At 57.0% G+C, this 18,204-nt stretch carries 15 protein-coding genes, 1 tRNA gene, 1 pseudogene and 1 CRISPR repeat array; of the genes and pseudogenes, 9 read left to right on the forward strand and 8 right to left on the reverse strand.

The genetic code is table 11. From position 1 onward, the window contains the following. Positions 1-9 precede the first annotated feature (9 nt). Positions 10-783 (forward strand): EcsC family protein, encoded by a 774-nt coding sequence (locus N4R57_06390; protein UYV38673.1) that lies wholly within the window; start codon positions 10-12, stop codon positions 781-783. Positions 784-826: 43 nt separating this feature from the next. On the opposite strand, the pseudogene ptsP reads toward N4R57_06390, so the two are convergent. The 6 genes and pseudogenes from ptsP to trpA form a co-directional block, all read right to left on the reverse strand. Beyond that, a pseudogene (ptsP, locus tag N4R57_06395) lies at positions 827-3,108 on the reverse strand (phosphoenolpyruvate--protein phosphotransferase). 50 nt (positions 3,109-3,158) lie between these two features. Then, positions 3,159-4,397 (reverse strand): aspartate kinase, encoded by a 1,239-nt coding sequence (locus N4R57_06400; GenBank protein ID UYV38674.1) that lies wholly within the window; start codon positions 4,395-4,397, stop codon positions 3,159-3,161. Positions 4,398-4,521: 124 nt separating this feature from the next. Then, positions 4,522-5,172: an SDR family NAD(P)-dependent oxidoreductase gene (locus tag N4R57_06405; protein ID UYV38675.1), complete on the reverse strand. Its 651-nt coding sequence runs from the start codon at positions 5,170-5,172 to the stop codon at positions 4,522-4,524. Between the two features lie 64 nt (positions 5,173-5,236). Then, entirely contained in the window at positions 5,237-5,677 is a 441-nt protein-coding gene (locus tag N4R57_06410) for a DUF1178 family protein (GenBank protein ID UYV38676.1), read from the reverse strand. 156 nt (positions 5,678-5,833) lie between these two features. After that, complete coding sequence (locus N4R57_06415) at positions 5,834-6,304, reverse strand: NUDIX hydrolase (GenBank protein ID UYV38677.1); 471 nt, start codon at positions 6,302-6,304, stop codon at positions 5,834-5,836. A gap of 358 nt (positions 6,305-6,662) precedes the next feature. Further along, positions 6,663-7,454: a tryptophan synthase subunit alpha gene (trpA, locus tag N4R57_06420; protein ID UYV38678.1), complete on the reverse strand. Its 792-nt coding sequence runs from the start codon at positions 7,452-7,454 to the stop codon at positions 6,663-6,665. Positions 7,455-7,858: 404 nt separating this feature from the next. Here trpA and ychF point away from each other — a divergent pair, with 404 nt between their 5' ends. From ychF to N4R57_06460, 8 genes are all read left to right on the forward strand, one after another. Further along, complete coding sequence (gene ychF, locus N4R57_06425; protein ID UYV38679.1) at positions 7,859-8,956, forward strand: redox-regulated ATPase YchF; 1,098 nt, start codon at positions 7,859-7,861, stop codon at positions 8,954-8,956. A gap of 237 nt (positions 8,957-9,193) precedes the next feature. Beyond that, positions 9,194-9,442, forward strand: coding sequence for a transcriptional regulator (locus tag N4R57_06430; GenBank protein ID UYV38680.1), 249 nt, complete (start codon positions 9,194-9,196; stop codon positions 9,440-9,442). 76 nt (positions 9,443-9,518) lie between these two features. Continuing rightward, positions 9,519-9,608 (forward strand) — tRNA-Ser (locus tag N4R57_06435). 148 nt (positions 9,609-9,756) lie between these two features. Continuing rightward, the gene (locus tag N4R57_06440; GenBank protein UYV38681.1) at positions 9,757-10,950 is read left to right on the forward strand and encodes an integrase arm-type DNA-binding domain-containing protein; all 1,194 of its coding nucleotides are present in this window, start codon (positions 9,757-9,759) and stop codon (positions 10,948-10,950) included. Between the two features lies 1 nt (position 10,951). Further along, positions 10,952-11,836 carry a hypothetical protein gene (locus N4R57_06445; protein ID UYV38682.1) on the forward strand — a complete coding sequence of 295 codons (885 nt, stop codon included), beginning with the start codon at positions 10,952-10,954 and terminating at the stop codon, positions 11,834-11,836. Between the two features lie 113 nt (positions 11,837-11,949). Further along, the gene (locus N4R57_06450; protein ID UYV38683.1) at positions 11,950-12,162 is read left to right on the forward strand and encodes a helix-turn-helix domain-containing protein; all 213 of its coding nucleotides are present in this window, start codon (positions 11,950-11,952) and stop codon (positions 12,160-12,162) included. Between the two features lie 105 nt (positions 12,163-12,267). Then, the gene (locus N4R57_06455) at positions 12,268-12,588 is read left to right on the forward strand and encodes a hypothetical protein (GenBank protein UYV38684.1); all 321 of its coding nucleotides are present in this window, start codon (positions 12,268-12,270) and stop codon (positions 12,586-12,588) included. Further along, the gene (locus N4R57_06460) at positions 12,589-14,151 is read left to right on the forward strand and encodes a site-specific integrase (GenBank protein UYV38685.1); all 1,563 of its coding nucleotides are present in this window, start codon (positions 12,589-12,591) and stop codon (positions 14,149-14,151) included. 335 nt (positions 14,152-14,486) lie between these two features. Continuing rightward, a CRISPR array of direct repeats spans positions 14,487-16,827; the repeat unit is 36 nt; unit sequence GTTGCGGCTGGACCGCGAATTTTGAACAGCTATAAT. A 73-nt stretch (positions 16,828-16,900) separates the two neighbouring features. On the opposite strand, the gene cas2 is transcribed toward N4R57_06460, so the two are convergent. Both cas2 and cas1 read right to left on the reverse strand, forming a co-directional pair. Beyond that, positions 16,901-17,245: a CRISPR-associated endonuclease Cas2 gene (gene cas2, locus N4R57_06465; protein UYV38686.1), complete on the reverse strand. Its 345-nt coding sequence runs from the start codon at positions 17,243-17,245 to the stop codon at positions 16,901-16,903. Next, positions 17,242-18,153 carry a type II CRISPR-associated endonuclease Cas1 gene (gene cas1 / locus N4R57_06470; GenBank protein ID UYV38687.1) on the reverse strand — a complete coding sequence of 304 codons (912 nt, stop codon included), beginning with the start codon at positions 18,151-18,153 and terminating at the stop codon, positions 17,242-17,244. The genes cas2 and cas1 overlap by 4 nt, the downstream gene beginning before the upstream one ends. Between the last annotated feature and the right edge of the window lie 51 nt (positions 18,154-18,204).

Here is an 18,204-nt window from a genome sequence, read left to right on the forward strand (position 1 = left end):
CTCTTACCTATGGAGATACTTGAAACGCCCCCCGCCACGCTGGATGTCGACGCCGAGCTTGACGCCCTCGCCAAACGCTATCGCGGTGCTTCCGGGGCGGGGATACAGCTCCTCAATCTGATCGGCGGGCAAACCGAAAACCTGCTTGAGAAACTGCCCGAAGGCATCCGCACCCGCCTTTCCGGTCAAACCGAAGCGGCCCTGCGGGTGGCGCTCAAAGCGGCCCAAGGCTCGCGCCGCGCTCTGCCGGATCAGCCGGGATGGCTCAACACGGCGGTCACCACGGCGATGGGGGCGGCGGGGGGCATGGGCGGTCTGCCCTCGGCTCTGGCGGAACTTCCGGTCACCACCACGGTGCTCTTGCGCTCGATCCAAGGGATCGCTGCGGAACATGGCTTTGATCCAGAGGAAGAGGGCGTGCAGTTTGATTGCATTCAGGTCTTCGCCGCCGCCGGTCCGCTTGAACATGACGATGGCTCCGACCTCGCCTTTATCACCACCCGCGTGCTGATCACCGGCAATGCGCTGCAATCGCTGATCGCCCGCGTCGCGCCCCGCCTTGGCGTGGTGCTGGGGCAGAAACTCGCGGCCCAAACCGTGCCCGTTCTTGGCGCGGTGGCAGGGGCGGCGACGAACTATGCCTACACCAGCTACTATCAAGACATGGCGCATGTCCATTTCGGCCTGCGCCGCCTCGCCATCGCCTCTGACAGCGACCATGGCGACCTGATCGAAAGCCTGCGCACCAAGGTGCGCACGCCCGTCATCAAACGCGCGTCCTAAGCTTTCATCGTCCTAAAACACGCGCCGTGGGCCGATCCGTGGCTTAATCCACCGCCCAGCCCTGCGCCTTCAACTCGCCCATCACCGCCGGGCGCACCGATTGGTCGCCCCGGTCACGCGCTTCACAGATCACCTCGTAAAGCTTGCCCAGATGCACCTGTCGCAACATGTTCTTCACCGGCCCGATCGACGCGGGTCGCATCGACAGCGTTTCCAAGCCCAATGCCGCGAAACACGCCGCTTCCACAGGCCGCCCCGCATCTTCGCCACAAAACGACAGTGGCGTGCCGCTGGCTTTGCAACGTGTCACGATCTGTTCGATCAGGCTCAAAAACGAGGTGTTGAGCGTGTCATACCGCTTGCGCACCCGCTCGTTTTCCCGGTCGGCGGCATAAAAGAACTGCTTCAGATCATTGCCCCCGATCGACAGGAACCCGACCTCCTCGAAAAACCGGTCCGGCGCAAAAGCAATCGACGGCGTCTCCAACATCGCCCCCACGTTCAGCGTCTCGGGCAGGGGGTGGCCAAGGATCTTCTCGCGGGCAATCGCCTTGTCCATCTCGGCCTTTGCGGCGCGATATTCATCAAACTGCGCGATAAACGGAAACATCACCGACAGGGGGCGCCCGTTGGCGGCGCGCAACAGCGCCTGCAATTGCATCCTCAACACGCCGGGCTTGTCCAGCCCGACCCGGATCGCACGCCAGCCCATCGCCGGGTTCGGCTCATCCTGTGGCGCCATATAGGGCAGCACTTTGTCCGACCCGATATCAAGCGTGCGAAAAATCACCCGCTTGCCCCGCGCCGCATCCAGAACACTGGCATAAAGCGCCGAAAGCTCGCTGCGCTTGGGCAGGCGCGAGCGGGTCAGGAATTGCAACTCGGTGCGAAACAGCCCCACCCCCTCGGCACCCGACCCGGCGAGCGAGGGCAGATCGGCCATCAACCCGGCATTCATATGCAGCGCAATCACCCGCCCGTCGCGGGTCTGCGCCGGCTTGTCGCGGATCGAGGCATAGCGCTCCAGCGCCTGCGTGTGCATCGCCATCTTGTCGCGAAACGCGCTCACCACGCTCTCGTCGGGGCGCAGATGCACGACCCCCTGATCGCCATCCACCATGATGTGGTCGCCGTTCAGCGCCTCGGTGGTGATCTTGGCGGCATGAATGATCAAAGGGATCGCCAAAGCCCGCGCCACAATCGCCGCATGCGAGCCGACCGAGCCTTCCTCAAGGATGATCCCCTTCAGCGACCGGCCATAATCCAGCAACTCGGCAGGGCCGATGTTGCGGGCCACCAAAACCGGATCGGCGGGCATTTCGGCGCCGGTCTGCGCGCCTTGGCCGGTCAAAATGCGCAACAAGCGATTGCTCAGATCATCCAGATCATGCAGCCGGTCGCGCAGATATTGATCCGTTGCCCGCTCCATCCGGGCGCGGGCGGTGGATTGCTCTTTCTCGACGGCGGCCTCGGCGCTCAGCCCACGGCTGATGTCCTCTTCCATACGTCGCATCCAACCCTTGGAGTTGGCAAACATGCGATAGGCTTCCAGCACCTGAACCTGATCGGCATCGCCACCGCGTGCGCCGTCCAGCATCTGATCGACACTCACCCGCAATTCGTCGACCGATTCCTGCAAGCGTTCCAACTCGCGATGCGGATCATCGGCGATCGGGTTGGTGACCACCACGCGCGGCTCATGCAGCCAGACATGCCCCTCGGCCGCGCCTTCCTGTCCGGTCAACCCCTTGAAAAGGGAAGGGCGCGTGTGCCGCGCACTCAACGCCGCCCCTTCGCCGACAAAGGCACCCAGCTCGGCCATCTCGGCCAGAACCATGGCGACAACTTCCATCGTCTCAATCTCGATATCCGAGAATTTGCGCGCGTCCTTGGATTGTACGACCAATACGCCAAGGTTCTCGCCCAACCGCTGGATCGGCAGGCCAAGGAAACTCGAATAGATTTCCTCGCCCGTCTCGGGCATATAGCGGAAGCCTTTTTCCGAAGGCGCATCGGCGGTGTTCACCCCATGGCCAGACTTGGCCACGCGCCCCACCAGACCCTCACCCAACCGCATCCCGTCTGGTGAACCGAGTCGGGGTTCAACCCCTCGGTCGCGCAAAGCTCAAGCGTTTCCTTGTCACGGAACAGATAAACCGAGCAGACCTCACAATGGGTTTCCTCGGCAATCAGTTGGGTGATCTGGTCAAGCCGGTCTTGCCCGGCCCGATCCTCTTCGGCCATCACGCCGCGCAGCCGCCCAAGAAGCTTGCGGCTGTCTGTCTTGTGGTTTCCCTGACCCGTCAGCACCCGCTGCGCTCCCATCCTTTGGCAAACCGCCCCGGAACGCTCCTCGCTCTACGCGCAAGAATCTTTCAGACGGCCTTCTCCAACTCAAACGCATCATGCAGCGCCTGAACGGCGAGTTCCATGTATTTCCGATCAATCAGAACGGAAATCTTGATCTCTGATGTGGCGATGACCTTGATGTTGATGCCTTCGTCGCGCAGCGTCTGGAACATTTTCGCGGCCACGCCCGATTGGCTCCGCATCCCGATGCCCACCGCCGAAACCTTGGCCACCTCTATATCCGCGATCAGATCGTGATAGTTGATGTCACCCGCCGCCTTGGCCTCGCTCAGCGCCTTTTCCGCGCGTTTCACCTGATCAATCGGGCACGAGAACGTCATATCCGTGCGCCCCTCTTCCGAGATGTTCTGAATGATCATGTCGACATTCACGCCAGCCTCGCTCAGCGGAACGAAAATGGCAGCGGCGATGCCGGGGCGGTCGGCCACGCTCACAAGCGTCATCTTGGCTTCGTCACGGCTATAGGCAATGCCTGAAACGGGTCGGTTTTCCATCACGTCCTCCTCGTCGCACACCAGCGTCCCGGCGTCGTCGGATTGTTCCTCGAAACTGCTCAAAACCCGCAGCTTCACCTTGTATCTCATAGCAAGCTCGACCGAGCGCGTCTGAAGCACCTTCGCCCCCAGACTGGCCAGTTCAAGCATTTCCTCAAAGGCGATCTTGTCAAGCTTGCGCGCCTTCGTGGCGATGCGCGGGTCGGTGGTGTAAACCCCATCGACATCGGTATAAATGTCGCAACGCTCGGCGCCAAAGGCGGCGGCAAAGGCCACCGCTGTGGTGTCGCTCCCGCCACGGCCAAGCGTGGTGATCCGCCCCTCCGGGCTGACCCCCTGAAAGCCCGCCACAACGGCGACCCGCATGCCTTCGCCAAACTTGGCGTTGATGTTGTCGGTCGGGATTTCCTCGATCCGCGCGGCGCTATGCGCGTCGGTGGTTTTGACCGGCACTTGCCAGCCCTGCCAACTGCGCGCCGGCACGTCCATCTCCTGAAGGGTCAGGGCCATCAACCCGGCGGTCACATTCTCGCCGCTACTGACAACCGCATCATACTCGCGGGCGTCATAAAGCGGGCTGACTTCATCGACATAGCCGACCATCTTGTTGGTTTCACCCGACATGGCGCTGACAATGACGATCACGTCATAGCCTTTGGCCACTTCAACGCCAACGCGTTTCGCTGCGCGGCGGATACGGTCGATATTGGCGACCGACGTGCCGCCGAATTTCATCACGAGAACAGGCATGTATTCTTCCTGCGAAAAAGGTTCCGCGCGGTGTAATGGCCTTTGCGCTCAAGGGCAAGATGGCAAAAGCGGCCCGCAACACCTTGCGCGACCTGCCTGCTCTCTCGATGCCTTGCCTATTGGCTCAATAGGGGTGCGGCGTGCCGTCCCATGTCTCAAAGCACCCGGTGCTGTCCAGTGACAGCGCGTCAAACCGCTTGGTCAGACCGCCTGCGGCCTGATCCACGCTAATATCTGCGCTGTCGCCGCCCATGTCGGTGCGCACCCAACCCGGATGATAAATACCCACGGCAATGCCAAGACCTTTCAGGTCAACCGACAGGTTCCGCCCAAGGTTCAGCGCCGCCGCCTTGGACGCGCGATAAATATACGACCCGCCCGGCGCCCGCTCATCACTGGCCATCTGGCTGGAAATAATGGCAATTTTCGCCGCCCTAGCCGCCTGCAATTGCGGCAGAAGCGTCTGAATGGTCAGAAAGACACCGGTCACATTGGTGGCAAAGCTCTGCGCCCACATCTCCGGCGGATAGCCATCGGCAAGGCTCTGCCCCTTGTCAACGTAAACCCCGGCGTTGCAGATCAGCAAATCCACGGCCCGCCCGCTTAGGGCGCGCGCCATGTCGGCCTGTTGGCCCACGTCGGTCACATCCAGAACCTGACCCGCCGAGCCATCCCGCGAGGTGCCGGTCACCGTGTCACCGCGCTCTGCGTAAATCTCTGCCAAACGTGCGCCGATCCCGCGATTGGCCCCCGTAATCACCACATGCTGCGCCATTCGACCTCTCCCGTAAGGTGCGTTTCAAACGCACCTTGGCACTGCTTGGCAGTCACAACAAGGATCAGTTGGCCTTGCGCCCCGGACGAAACGGCAATGGGGCCACCGGCACCCCGTCCTCGATCAGCTTTTTGGCTTCGTCCAGCCGCGCTTCGCCATAAATTGGCCGTTCGGGCGCGTCGCCGTCATGCATCGCGCGCGCCTCTTGGGCGAATTCCATGCCGACATAATCGGAATTGGCCTCGACATGCGCCTTCAACTTGGCCAGCGCCTGCTCTGCCGGGCTCGCCGGCGCACTCAGCGGTCCAGCGTCCTTGGCCCCCGCGTCCTGCGTTTTACGCGCAGTGCTCACCCGTGGGGCCATGATCGCCTTCTCAACATCGGCACTGCCGCAAACAGCACAGGCCACATGCCCCGCTTTCTTAAGCGAGTCATAGGCTTCGGTCGATTGGAACCAGCTTTCAAACTGATGCCCTTCGCTACATTTGAGAGTAAAGCAGATCATATCCTCTCGCCTTTTCACATATCTCAGACTTTTGCGACATCTCGGGTGGGGTCATCGGTTCGGGTTCAGCCTGCGGATCCCTCGAAGATATGCACCCCGGCGTCCCAGACAAGGGCTTTTTCCAAACCCCGCCCGCGCTGCTCACCCTCGCCACCGCTACAAAAGCCTCGGATCAAAGGTCTTTATTATCTGCGCCAACTCCGGTTCCTTCACCAGCTTCGCGGCCTTCTTGGGCGACACCCATTTGCGCTTGCGCTGTCCGGCTTCGGGGAAATCCTTGGCCAGTTTTGACACTTTCACCGCATAAACCATCGCCACACAGGGGAGAGAGGTCCGCTTGTCGAGCTTCTTGTGATAGGAAAACAGCCCCAGACATTGCTCCGACGCCTTGCCCTTCACACCGGCCTCTTCCCAGGCCTCGATCAACGCCCCGTCACCCGGCGTCTTGCCGCCCATGGGCCAGCCCTTGGGAATGATCCACCGATTGGTGCCGCGCGAAGTGATCAGCAAAATCTGAGGCTTGCCATTGACCAATCGCCAACACAGGGCGGCGAATTGGGTCCGCATATCGGTCTTGCGGACCGGCGAAACCGATATCGGCAATTGTTTCGTGCCAAGCAGCGTCATGCGTCGTCGCGCCTTCCCCTTCGTCGCTCGTGTCTTCATCTCTGTTGCAACAAGATTAGCCATCATGCGCTATTCAATGCCAGATATTTCGCCCATCGGGCAGTGAAAAACGCCCAGATGTGCCAAACTAACGGCATGCGAACCGATATGTGGTGATTTGCGCGCTCAAGCAAACCAATCAAGACGTGCCCTATGACGTGCCCCAAGACGGCCCCCAAGACGGGCCATTCCCGCGCACACCCATCGCCCGACAAGCGCGAGTCCAGACAGAGCAAGACTGCCCGCCAATCATGACGATTTGGTTAAAATCCGGCTTCTGCGGTCTCGGTCACGCGAAGATCGCCCGCGAAAGGCCCATTTAAGCCCGGTGCGCGCCGTCCGCCAGCGATTTGACAAAGCCCAGCACATCGGCAACCGGCTCCCCGGCGGCGATCTTGCTGACAATCGCGCTGCCGACGACCGCGCCATCGGCGACCTTGGCGATCGCTTCGGCCTTGTCCGGCGTGTTGATGCCAAAGCCCACAATCACCGGCAGGTTTCCGGCCTTCTGGATCCGCGCCACTTCGGGGGCCACATCAACCGCTTCGGCCTCGGCCGAGCCGGTGATCCCGGTGATCGACACGTAATAGACAAAGCCCGAGGTGTTCTGCATCACCTTAGGCAGGCGCTTTTCATCCGTTGTCGGCGTTGCCAGCCGGATAAAGTTAAGCCCCGCCGCCTGCGCTGGCAGACACAGCTCGTCGTCCTCTTCCGGCGGTAGGTCGACCACGATCAACCCGTCAATCCCTGCGGCCTTGGCATCGGCCAAGAATTTACCCACGCCGCGGCTATAGATCGGGTTGTAATAGCCCATCAAGACAATCGGCGTTTCGTTGTCGTCCTTGCGGAACTCGGTGGCCAGCGCCAGAGTTTTCTCCAGCGTCATACCGGCCTCCAACGCGCGTTGCCCGGCCAGCTGGATTGTCGGGCCATCCGCCATTGGATCGCTGAAGGGCAGGCCAAGCTCGATCACATCGACGCCTGCGCCCGGCAATCCCTTGACCACCTCCAGCGAGCGTTCGTAATCCGGGTCGCCCGCCATGACATAGGCGACAAAGGCTTTCTTGCCCTCGGATTTCAACTTGGCGAACGTCGCGTCGATGCGTGTCATTGGGTGGCTCTCCCCGGAACTGACCTGAATTGACCTGAACTGGCCTGACTTGGCCTGAATTGGCCTTTAGCGGGGTTTGCAGAAAATTGGCCCGGAAATCAACGCTGAAATCCCGGCAGGTTTGCTGGCGCCGGGAAGGTGGACGGGCAGGGGGTCGGGTCGTGGGTCGGGCAGGAGGGCGGGCAGGGGCACCGACCGTTGCGTTAACCTTTGCCCTTAACTTTTTGGCAAGCTTTCCCCGGCAGCCGGGAGTCAGCCGAATGTCAGCCGGATGTCACCCCCCTGTTTTCGCGCCAAACGCGCTCATTAACCTTTGCGCTGCCCGCTTGCACTCACCAGGGCTTGACCGCGCCCCGTTCCCTCCCATACATGCCTCCCGCACCCTTGCAAAAAAGGAACGTCACATGGGTTTTAAAATGGGCATCGTTGGTCTGCCAAATGTCGGCAAGTCCACGCTTTTCAACGCGCTCACCCGCACCGCAGCCGCGCAGGCCGCGAACTTCCCTTTTTGCACGATCGAACCTAACGTGGGAGAGGTCGGCGTTCCCGATGAACGCCTTGAAAAGCTTGCAGAAATTGCGACATCGAAACAGATCATTCCGACCCGGATGACCTTTGTCGACATCGCCGGATTGGTCAAGGGCGCCTCCAAAGGCGAGGGGCTCGGCAACCAGTTTCTCGCCAACATCCGCGAGGTCGACGCCATCGCCCATGTGCTGCGTTGCTTTGAAGACGGTGACGTGACCCACGTCGAAGGCCGTGTTGATCCGGTCGCCGATGCTGAAACGATCGACACCGAATTGATGCTCGCCGACATTGAAAGCATCGAAAAGCGCCTCACCGGTCTCACCCGCAAGGTGCGCGGTGGCGACAAGGAAGCAGTGCAGCAGGAACGCCTTCTAAAACAAGCACTTGCCGTGCTCGAAGAGGGGCAGCCCGCCCGCGTTGTCGAGGTCGATGAAGACGACGCACGCGCTTGGAAAAACCTGCAACTGCTGACCACCAAGCCCGTGCTCTATGTCTGCAACGTCGCCGAATCCGAAGCCGCCGAGGGCAACGCCCATTCCACCGCCGTCGCCGCCATGGCCGCCGAGCAGGGCAACTCCCACGTCATCATCTCGGCCCAGATCGAAGAAGAGATCAGCCAGCTCGAAGATGACGAAGCCGCCATGTTTCTTGAGGAAATGGGCCTGTCCGAGGCCGGTCTCGACCGTCTGATACGGGCGGGTTACGAACTCTTAAACCTTTCGACGTATTTTACAGTTGGCCCGAAAGAGGCGCGTGCCTGGACGATCAAGCGCGGCACAGCAGCCCCGCAAGCGGCCGGGGTCATTCACGGCGATTTTGAACGCGGTTTTATCCGCGCCGAAACGATCGCCTATGACGATTACATCAGCCTTGGTGGCGAACAACCCGCCAAGGAAGCAGGCAAAATGCGTGCCGAAGGCAAAAGCTATGTGGTGCAGGATGGCGACGTTCTGCATTTTCTCTTCAACGCCTAAGCGGCGCTGATTTGCTTTTTGCGCTGGCATGCCGCATGCTGATGGCATGAAAACCGCGATGTAAGCCTATGATTTCCATCACCTGTTTGCCGGATGCGCAAACAGGGGTATGGCGGCGTGCTTGGCTTTAACCCTCCAAACAGGCAACCGGTTTCGGCCCCAAACGGCCCGCTTCTCCATATCTCGCGACACAGCAAACGGCACCTCGAGTGCCGGACAATAGCAAGGAGCAGTATTATGGCTATGGCCCTGAAAAAGAACGAAGAACCAAACTCTGAGGCGCAGGAAACTGACGAACTCGATCCCAAAACTGTGCGCGAGAAAGCCGGCCTCACGGCCGATGAGATGGCCAGCCTGATGGCAATGAGCGGCTTTGGCTATACCGCGTGGGAAAACGGCACCCGCCGCCCCGGCGGCCCCGCCTATCAGCTATTGCGCCTGCTCGACGAGAACCCCCAAACCGTCGCCAAAGCACTCCTCCCCTAAGTTTTTGCCACAACCCCTGTCAAATTCGCATTTTTCGCCCTTGTCCCTGCCGCCTCACATCATTAAACGGGTCGGCGGAGACGTGGCCGAGTGGTCGAAGGCGCTCCCCTGCTAAGGGAGTAGGCGAGGAATCGTCTCGAGGGTTCGAATCCCTTCGTCTCCGCCACCATACAATTTGGATGGTTTTGAATGGGTCGCCTTTGGCGGCTTTTTTCGTTGATTTCCATAAGCTTGGTAGATTTCTCGTTTGTGTTGGATTTCTTTCGATTTGCCTCATATGCTTTCCTTGAGTGGTATGAATTGTGGTATTTATCATGGCGGTGCTGTCCGGAAAACTCACGAAGAAACTTGTTGAGAACCTTGGTCCAGGGCGCCACGGCGACGGGAGCGGATTATATCTCGTTGTCGATCCCAGCGGTGCGCGGCGCTGGATTGTCCGAGTGACGGTCAAAGGACAAAGAAACAAAAGAGGCGGCCCGTTTCGGACCGATTTCGGTCTGGGTGGTGCAGATGTTGTCACGCTGAACCAAGCGCGTGAGCGAGCCTTGGAATATCGTAGGATGGCCAAGCAAGGCTTAAATCCGCGATACAATGCGCAACGTGAGATCCCGACCTTCGCGGAAATCGCTCAGCAGGTTCATATTGATCGTTTGCCGACCTGGAAGAACGCCAAGCATGGCCAACAATGGATCAATACCTTGCGTGATTACGCATTTCCAAAGCTCGGGCGTATGCCTATCGACAGCATTGGTCAGCCGGAGATCCTTATGTGCCTTATGCCGATTTGGACGGAAAAGCACGAGACGGCACGTCGTTTGTTACAGAGGCTAAAGATCGTTTTGGATGTTGCTAAGTCCAAAGGTTTTCGCATGGGTGAAAACCCCGTGACCGCGATCAAGGATGCGGGTGTTTTGCCGAAGGTGGTCAAAAAGCCTAAGCATCATCAAGCGATGCGTTGGCAGGATGTCCCGGCCTTTTTTGCTGATCTGAATGGGAGAAAGGCAATGGCTGCAAAAGCACTGATGTTTACGTGCCTGAGTGGGGCTCGAACAGGTGAAGTTCTTGGAATGCGCTGGGCAGAATTGGATTTTGTTGATTGGCTTTGGACGTGTCCTTCTGAGCGGATGAAGACGGGAGAGGCCCATCGGGTGCCCCTCACGGATGAAATGATCGAGATTCTAACGCCACTGAAAGGGTTGCAGTCTGAGTATGTGTTTGAGGGGCAAAGGCGGCATGAGCCGCTCTCGAATATGGCGATGCTCATGTTGATGCGACGCATGGGGCAAGAGGGTGTCACCGTCCATGGGTTTCGTTCGACCTTCCGCGATTGGGCGTCCGAGGCGGCCAATGCTCCGCGTGAGGTTGCAGAAATGAGCTTGGCGCATAAAGTCGGTTCTGATGTCGAACGCGCCTATGCGCGTTCGGATCTTCTGGAAAAGCGGCGCACTCTGATGGCGCGGTGGTCGCAGTTCGTCGCATCTGGATGCAACAAAAAGGAATATGCTTAGGATGTTTAGCCCTACTAATTATGTATCGCTGGCTGAGCTTTGGAAAGAGTTCTTTCAAAAATTCCGTGCTCCCTTGGCGCGAATTGCGTTCGAGAAATACGGTGGCGATGATTTTGCGCTGGGTGACAAGTTCGGCTCACCGGATGATTTTTGCGAGGACGCCTTTCTTTCAACACTCACTGAAGTGCCTGTATTCGCGACAGATTCTGATGGTCAGGTCATGCGGCTTGAGGTTGAACTGGGTGGAGGGCGTTCCAAGCTATTTCAGAAGATGTCAGCGTTTGAGAGCTTTAGTGCAGCGAGCAATCCAAAAGAAGCGGGGGAAGGAAACTACTGGCTAAGGAAGTTTGGGTCAGATGACTTCGTGCCATGGGATGCATCGACACAGACTATTGCTGATTGGAAGGCGAAAAATCTCGGATCGGATGAGCAAATCGACTCTCCGGTCCGCTTTCACACTTTGCCCTTCGTTTTCGAGCGCGGACGTTACGTGATTGCCGACGAGGCCCCGCCTTGGCTTTTTGATGTGTTGGACGAGCATTTTCTTCCCGATGTGGCTGAGCACTTTGGAGGACGGTCTCTTTGTATGGACATTCCAAGTGCGAAGGCATGGCGTTTCAATGTGATGCAAAAACAGAGTGTCCTGAGAAATCTTGAAGGCGAGGTAAGCTTGAACCCCAAGCGAGGGCGGCCATCGAAGAAAGAGAGGATCAAGCCGATCTACCGAGCGCTCTACCCTGAAGGGCACAGAGAGAGCTTGAAGAAGGTGCGAAATCTGATCGAGACTCATTCAGGCCTAGAATTTTCCGAAAAGACTCTGTCTCGCGCCATATCTGAGGTCAAAGGCGAAAGAGACAATAAGACAAAATATTCAGGACAAAAATAGGGACAAAAATCATCCGGCATTTTTGTCCTTTTTGTCCGTCTTCATGAACAAGAATAGCTGGGCGCAATTCTGAACCGCTGAACCGTCACATAGGTCATTCAGAGGAACAGAGTATGGACTATCTATTCGAGCAAGATCGCAACTACGTGTTGGGCGATCCCGAACTTGAAATCATCGGGGATCATCAAAAGCTGGCGCAGTGGCGCCACAAAGGCACGGGGCCTGCATACTACAAGCTGGGTCGCAAAATCATCTATCGCGGCGCGGACCTGAACGCTTGGGCCGAGGCGAACCGCGTCGAGCCGACATGCGGAGATATGAGCTAATGTCCGTGTATGTTGAAATCAGCGCAGTTCTCGTAGGCTTTGCATATTTTGAAATGGCCTATGTGCGCCAGCTTCTGACCATCTGTGCCGTTGGGAGCTGGACGCATGGGTAATCGGAAAGACAAGCAGCAGCCCGATCTGTTCAATATGGAGGGGGTTGAAACTTTTCCACAAAAGAAGCGCGTCGCAAGCAAGACTAAAGCGACCTGTACAAAGTGCCATGAAGTGTTCGTGTCGGTTCACGATGTGGCGGCACGCTACAATGTGCTCCCGTCAACGATTTGGCGTTGGTTGAAAAAGGCCCCTGAGTTCCCGGCACCTGTGAAGCTTACACCTGGGACGACGCGTTGGCGCCTCAGTGATCTTGTGTCCTATGAGGCGAAGCGTGCCCGTTCTAATGGCAAATGCCAGACGGGGAGAAAGTAAGTGGCCCGGTCTTACAAGGGGGTGTTCGTAAAGTCGCATCGTGTCTACACGGTTGAGGACATCAAGACGCTTTTCAAGGTAAACAACAATACTGTGTCAAACTGGGTGGGCGAGGGGCTGACTACATCTGACGGGAAGCGCCCCCATGTTTTCCGCGGGAGCATGATCAAGCATTTCCATGCGCAGCGGACAGCTCGTTCGAAGATTGATCTGCGGCCGGGCGAGTTCAAATGTACTGGCTGCAAGGCAGCGGTGTTCCCAGATATTGCAAAGGTCCAGGACGTTTGGACGAAGCCGAAGAAGCTCATGTACCGTGCGGTCTGCCCAGACTGTGAAGCCGTTGTTTGCAAGCTACCGTCTGCGGCTGATTGCGACATCATTGAAGATTGTCGCAATCCCAATACGACCCGGCAACGCCTATACGAAGAAAAAGATCAAAAGCCAGGTGGTATTGGGATTAACAAGAGTGTCGCGCTGCCGAACGCCTTCCTAGAGAATGACCGGATCATTGCGAGGTGGCAGACCTTTGCCGGGCGATTCGACGAAAAGACCGTTGATGCCTACCTCGCTACCCTTCGCTATTGCGAGGAGGTGACTGAAGGAAAGCGCTTTGATCGCTTTACGGTCGCAGATGCGGCAAAGTTGCGAGACGATCTAAAGCGCCGCGTACGCAAAGACGCTGAAGATCCTCTCTCGACCTCCACGGTCAAGCACCGGGCGTCCCACCTGAAGTCTTTTTTCGAGTGGCTTTTGAAGCAAAGAGAGGGCGCTCGTCTGGCAAAAGATCTTCCTGATTATTTGGAATTGCCAAAGGCGGCTTTTGCACAGGCCCTGCCGAAGGACGTCAAAGACTTCCCGAAGATCGATGAGGCGGAAGAGATGTTGCGGGCTATGCCGTCAAAATCTCTCGTTGATCAGCGTGCTCGCGCGATTTTTGCGATAGCGTTTCTCGGTGCACTTAGGGCCGATACAGTCATCTCATTGCAGATAAAGCACGTTGATGTCGCTGGACGACGTATTGTTCAGGATGGTGCCGCGGTCCGCTCAAAGAACGGAAAGAGCGAGCACATCTTTTGGTTCCCGATCCCAACATCCTTCGAGGAGGAAGTTATTGGGTGGATTGGAACCCTCAAAGCGCGAGGTTTCTGTGAAGATGACGCGTTGTTCCCAAGCTCGGATTGGCTCGAGGCGCCTCGGAAACTGATGAACCGGGGTGAGCAACCCGTTCCCGTTATGGCGACGAAACATGCCGTGAGTGCGTCCTTCGCAGTGGCTTCAAAGCACTGCTCGACCAAGTATTCGCCCCATAGTGCAAAGCATACGATTGGGGCCCTGCGAGATCAGAAGCGCATGACGCATGAGCAGCGCCGAGCTTGGTCGGAAAACATGGGGCACGAAAGTGAGCGGACCACGGAAATCCATTACGCCAAGTTCTCTGATGAACAGCGGTTAGAGGTTTTGGAAAGCATTGGAAACGGTGAAGAGGAGCATGCTTCTGATCTTTCGGATGAAGAGAAAGTGGCAATGTTTAATAAATTTCTCGCGCTGTGTAGGCGACTCTGAACGGGAGCAGTTCAGGACCTAAACACAGGATAAACCGAACCCTTTCCGCTCCCTAAATCAAATTATCAAAGCCTACAGGCACCTCTCGCTCGCCTGTTTTAAAAGCCTTAATGGCCATGTTTCCATGATAGCCCGATCTGAGACTAGATAGGACATTCGCCGAGAGCAAGTTGAACATACTTGGAATGATAGAAGCAGTTTAGTCAGTCGCGACACACGTCAACTTTTCGCCATTTTTGTCGAGGTTGCCCCTTCCGGCCCATTGCCGCCTTTGAGCGTGAGGATTGAATGCTGCAATTGCAACCCGCTTAGCGGACATTGGCGTCCATGACTTTGTTGCGGCTGGACCGCGAATTTTGAACAGCTACAATCCGCGCGTCGATCACAAACCAGACGTAAGGGTTGCGGCTGGACCGCGAATTTTGAACAGCTACAATTCGCGGCGGAAACAGCGTGTGGCGGAGTTGTTGCGGCTGGACCGCGAATTTTGAACAGCTACAATAGCCGGAAGAATTCGGCGCGCTTTTGGTTAGTTGCGGCTGGACCGCGAATTTTGAACAGCTACAATAAGCACCAACGCTGGCAACGGCTCGCCCTGGTTGCGGCTGGACCGCGAATTTTGAACAGCTACAATCTTCGGCAACGTGGGGGCCACCCGCTACTTGTTGCGGCTGGACCGCGAATTTTGAACAGCTACAATATGTCCCAAAAGGTGTGGACCGGCACGTTGTTGCGGCTGGACCGCGAATTTTGAACAGCTACAATGCGGCGAAGTCTTGGAAGTCCGCCGACTTGGTTGCGGCTGGACCGCGAATTTTGAACAGCTATAATGCATGGCTGCGCGGCTGCGGGCGGCACTTTGTTGCGGCTGGACCGCGAATTTTGAACAGCTATAATTTATGCAATGAGTGCAAGGGAGGACTACCTGTTGCGGCTGGACCGCGAATTTTGAACAGCTATAATGGCACGCGAACACTTCGCCGTCCTTTGTCTGTTGCGGCTGGACCGCGAATTTTGAACAGCTATAATCTTGATGCTCTCCACCTGCTTGCGCTGTTCGTTGCGGCTGGACCGCGAATTTTGAACAGCTATAATCGGCTGGTATTCGTATCAGCAGGCGACCAAGTTGCGGCTGGACCGCGAATTTTGAACAGCTATAATCCAGAGAAGAAACGGGTTCTTTGGTCGCTCGTTGCGGCTGGACCGCGAATTTTGAACAGCTATAATGGAACGATTGAGGGTTACGGCTCCGTTTACGTTGCGGCTGGACCGCGAATTTTGAACAGCTATAATGTTCTTTTGCCCCATGCCAGCGGAAAATCCGTTGCGGCTGGACCGCGAATTTTGAACAGCTATAATTCGGCTGGAATAACCGGGTGCGCATCACGCGTTGCGGCTGGACCGCGAATTTTGAACAGCTATAATCCAAGCCGCGACATAAACTTTGATACAGGTGTTGCGGCTGGACCGCGAATTTTGAACAGCTATAATCTTTGCCGCCGCTATCTCCCTGCGCTGATCGTTGCGGCTGGACCGCGAATTTTGAACAGCTATAATCTCATACAGCAGCGCTCCAAGCTTCTCGTGGTTGCGGCTGGACCGCGAATTTTGAACAGCTATAATGACGAGTTCGAGCGGTTGGCGCATAGCGCGGTTGCGGCTGGACCGCGAATTTTGAACAGCTATAATATCCCGTCAATGTATGCCTTGAGGCTTGCGTTGCGGCTGGACCGCGAATTTTGAACAGCTATAATAAATGGCTGAAATGGCAAAGGCTGGCGGTGGTTGCGGCTGGACCGCGAATTTTGAACAGCTATAATAGTTGCTTGAACGCCTCAAAGGCGCGTTCGTTGCGGCTGGACCGCGAATTTTGAACAGCTATAATACGGATCCGGCTGTTCCGCCAGTGTTTCATGTTGCGGCTGGACCGCGAATTTTGAACAGCTATAATTTCACGACCGCGAATGGCTCCTGAACGCATGTTGCGGCTGGACCGCGAATTTTGAACAGCTATAATACGTGGCGGAATCCACCGCCGAGCGCAGCGGTTGCGGCTGGACCGCGAATTTTGAACAGCTATAATATCCAGCCATTCGATATGGCCTTCGCTTTTGTTGCGGCTGGACCGCGAATTTTGAACAGCTATAATACGGCGAGGTCAAAACCGATGGGGCCAGCAGTTGCGGCTGGACCGCGAATTTTGAACAGCTATAATATACATCATCATTCAATTATCGTCACTTCGGTTGCGGCTGGACCGCGAATTTTGAACAGCTATAATCCAATGTCCATTAGGCCATTTCCCATTTGGTTGCGGCTGGACCGCGAATTTTGAACAGCTATAATAAGCGCGTTGCGTGAGTGCAAATCGCGCCAGTTGCGGCTGGACCGCGAATTTTGAACAGCTATAATGCGTTCTCAGAATGCGCGTTGTCATCAGAAGTTGCGGCTGGACCGCGAATTTTGAACAGCTATAATCGTGATCCAGCACAAGCAAATCCTCGGTGCGTTGCGGCTGGACCGCGAATTTTGAACAGCTATAATTCGATGATTGACAGAAACCCTCACGCCGCAGTTGCGGCTGGACCGCGAATTTTGAACAGCTATAATGTTGATGATGATCGGTCCTACGAAGAGCTGGTTGCGGCTGGACCGCGAATTTTGAACAGCTATAATAGATTGCCTGTTAAACCTTTGTAAATAAAAAGGTTTAACGGGTCTCTGTTTGTTTTTTCCACATCGAATCGCATCAAAACATCACCAGCTGCTCAGGATTTCTACGGGCGCGTTTGCGTCCCTGGTCCGAGAAATGAACAATATCACGATATTGGCGGTCGGTGAAGTTCAGGATTTGGACGTCCCCTGCATTGGGCAAATGCCGTTCGATCCGGTTGACCCTTGTCGCAAAGGCTTCCTTACCGTTAACGAACCGCGCATATACAGAAAACTGGCTCCGCTCAAAGCCCTCGTCCAGCAAGAAGTTACGGAATGCCGTCGCGGCCTTGCGCTGCGGCTTGGTGTCGGTCGGCAAATCGAACATCACAAGTATCCACATCAATCTGTATCCTGACAAATAAGTAACGGTATGGGTCATGCGCCAAGCCCTGCCAGCGTCAACGCATCGGGCGGGCGCGGCAGCGCAAGGTTAAGCTTGCCGGCCTCGAAACTCTGCCCCAGCGAAGTGGCCAATTTGATCATTGCCACCGACACTGGTGTCACACTATCCCCCAGGGGCAGGTCGGTCGCGATCAGGCGCGCGAGCGTTTGCTTGGCGTTGGTGTCGACTTGAACACCGGCGCGGTCGACGAGCGTTCTGACGGTGCAATCCACGAGCGGGCGGAACGGCTCCATCAGGTCGTCGGCCAGCGCGAAGGCGTTACTACGATTGGCGTGAAACAACCCGATGGTGGGATGCAGGCCAGTGGCAACTACAGCCCGTGCTGTGGCCGCCCGTAAGACCGTATACCCGTAATTCAGAAGCGCATTTTCATCCCCGTGCCCCGCATCGCGACGAAAGTCCGGACCCATCATACGCGGCCAATAATACCGCGCGGCTTGGGCTTCGATGTTGCTTCTGTCGCCCGAAGTGATCCTGCGGATCATCATAGACAAAGGAGCAGGCGCCTCGCCAACTGCATCCAGCGCAGCGGCCTGCATGGCTACCTTTGCGGTAACGACCTGTTTCCAAGCTTGTTTGATAAGCGGCGCTTTCGCCTGCCATTGCGCGCGCATCCGGGCGCCCTGAGCATGATGTCCTTCCAGCGGCAGCAGAACAGATTTCGGAGCGTGGTTGGCGGAACACAAGACGACCGGTGCCCCCCGCTCGGCCAGTTCCGTCAACAGCGATGTCGACCAAGTTGTGCCGTGCGCATGCACGATCACGCCCGCGATCTGATCCAGCGGCGTGCGGCCAATCTCTGCCCCGTTCTGAGAAACCTTCAGAAATCCACGGTCGCGCGACAGGTGCCGCCCGTCAGTCGCAATATCAATGATCTGGTCCACACGTTACCTCTCACGCCCCCACGCGAATCGTTAACGCATTGATTGTATTGC

The sequence above is a fragment of the Rhodobacteraceae bacterium D3-12 genome, from assembly GCA_025916135.1.
Lineage (GTDB): Bacteria > Pseudomonadota > Alphaproteobacteria > Rhodobacterales > Rhodobacteraceae > JAKGBX01.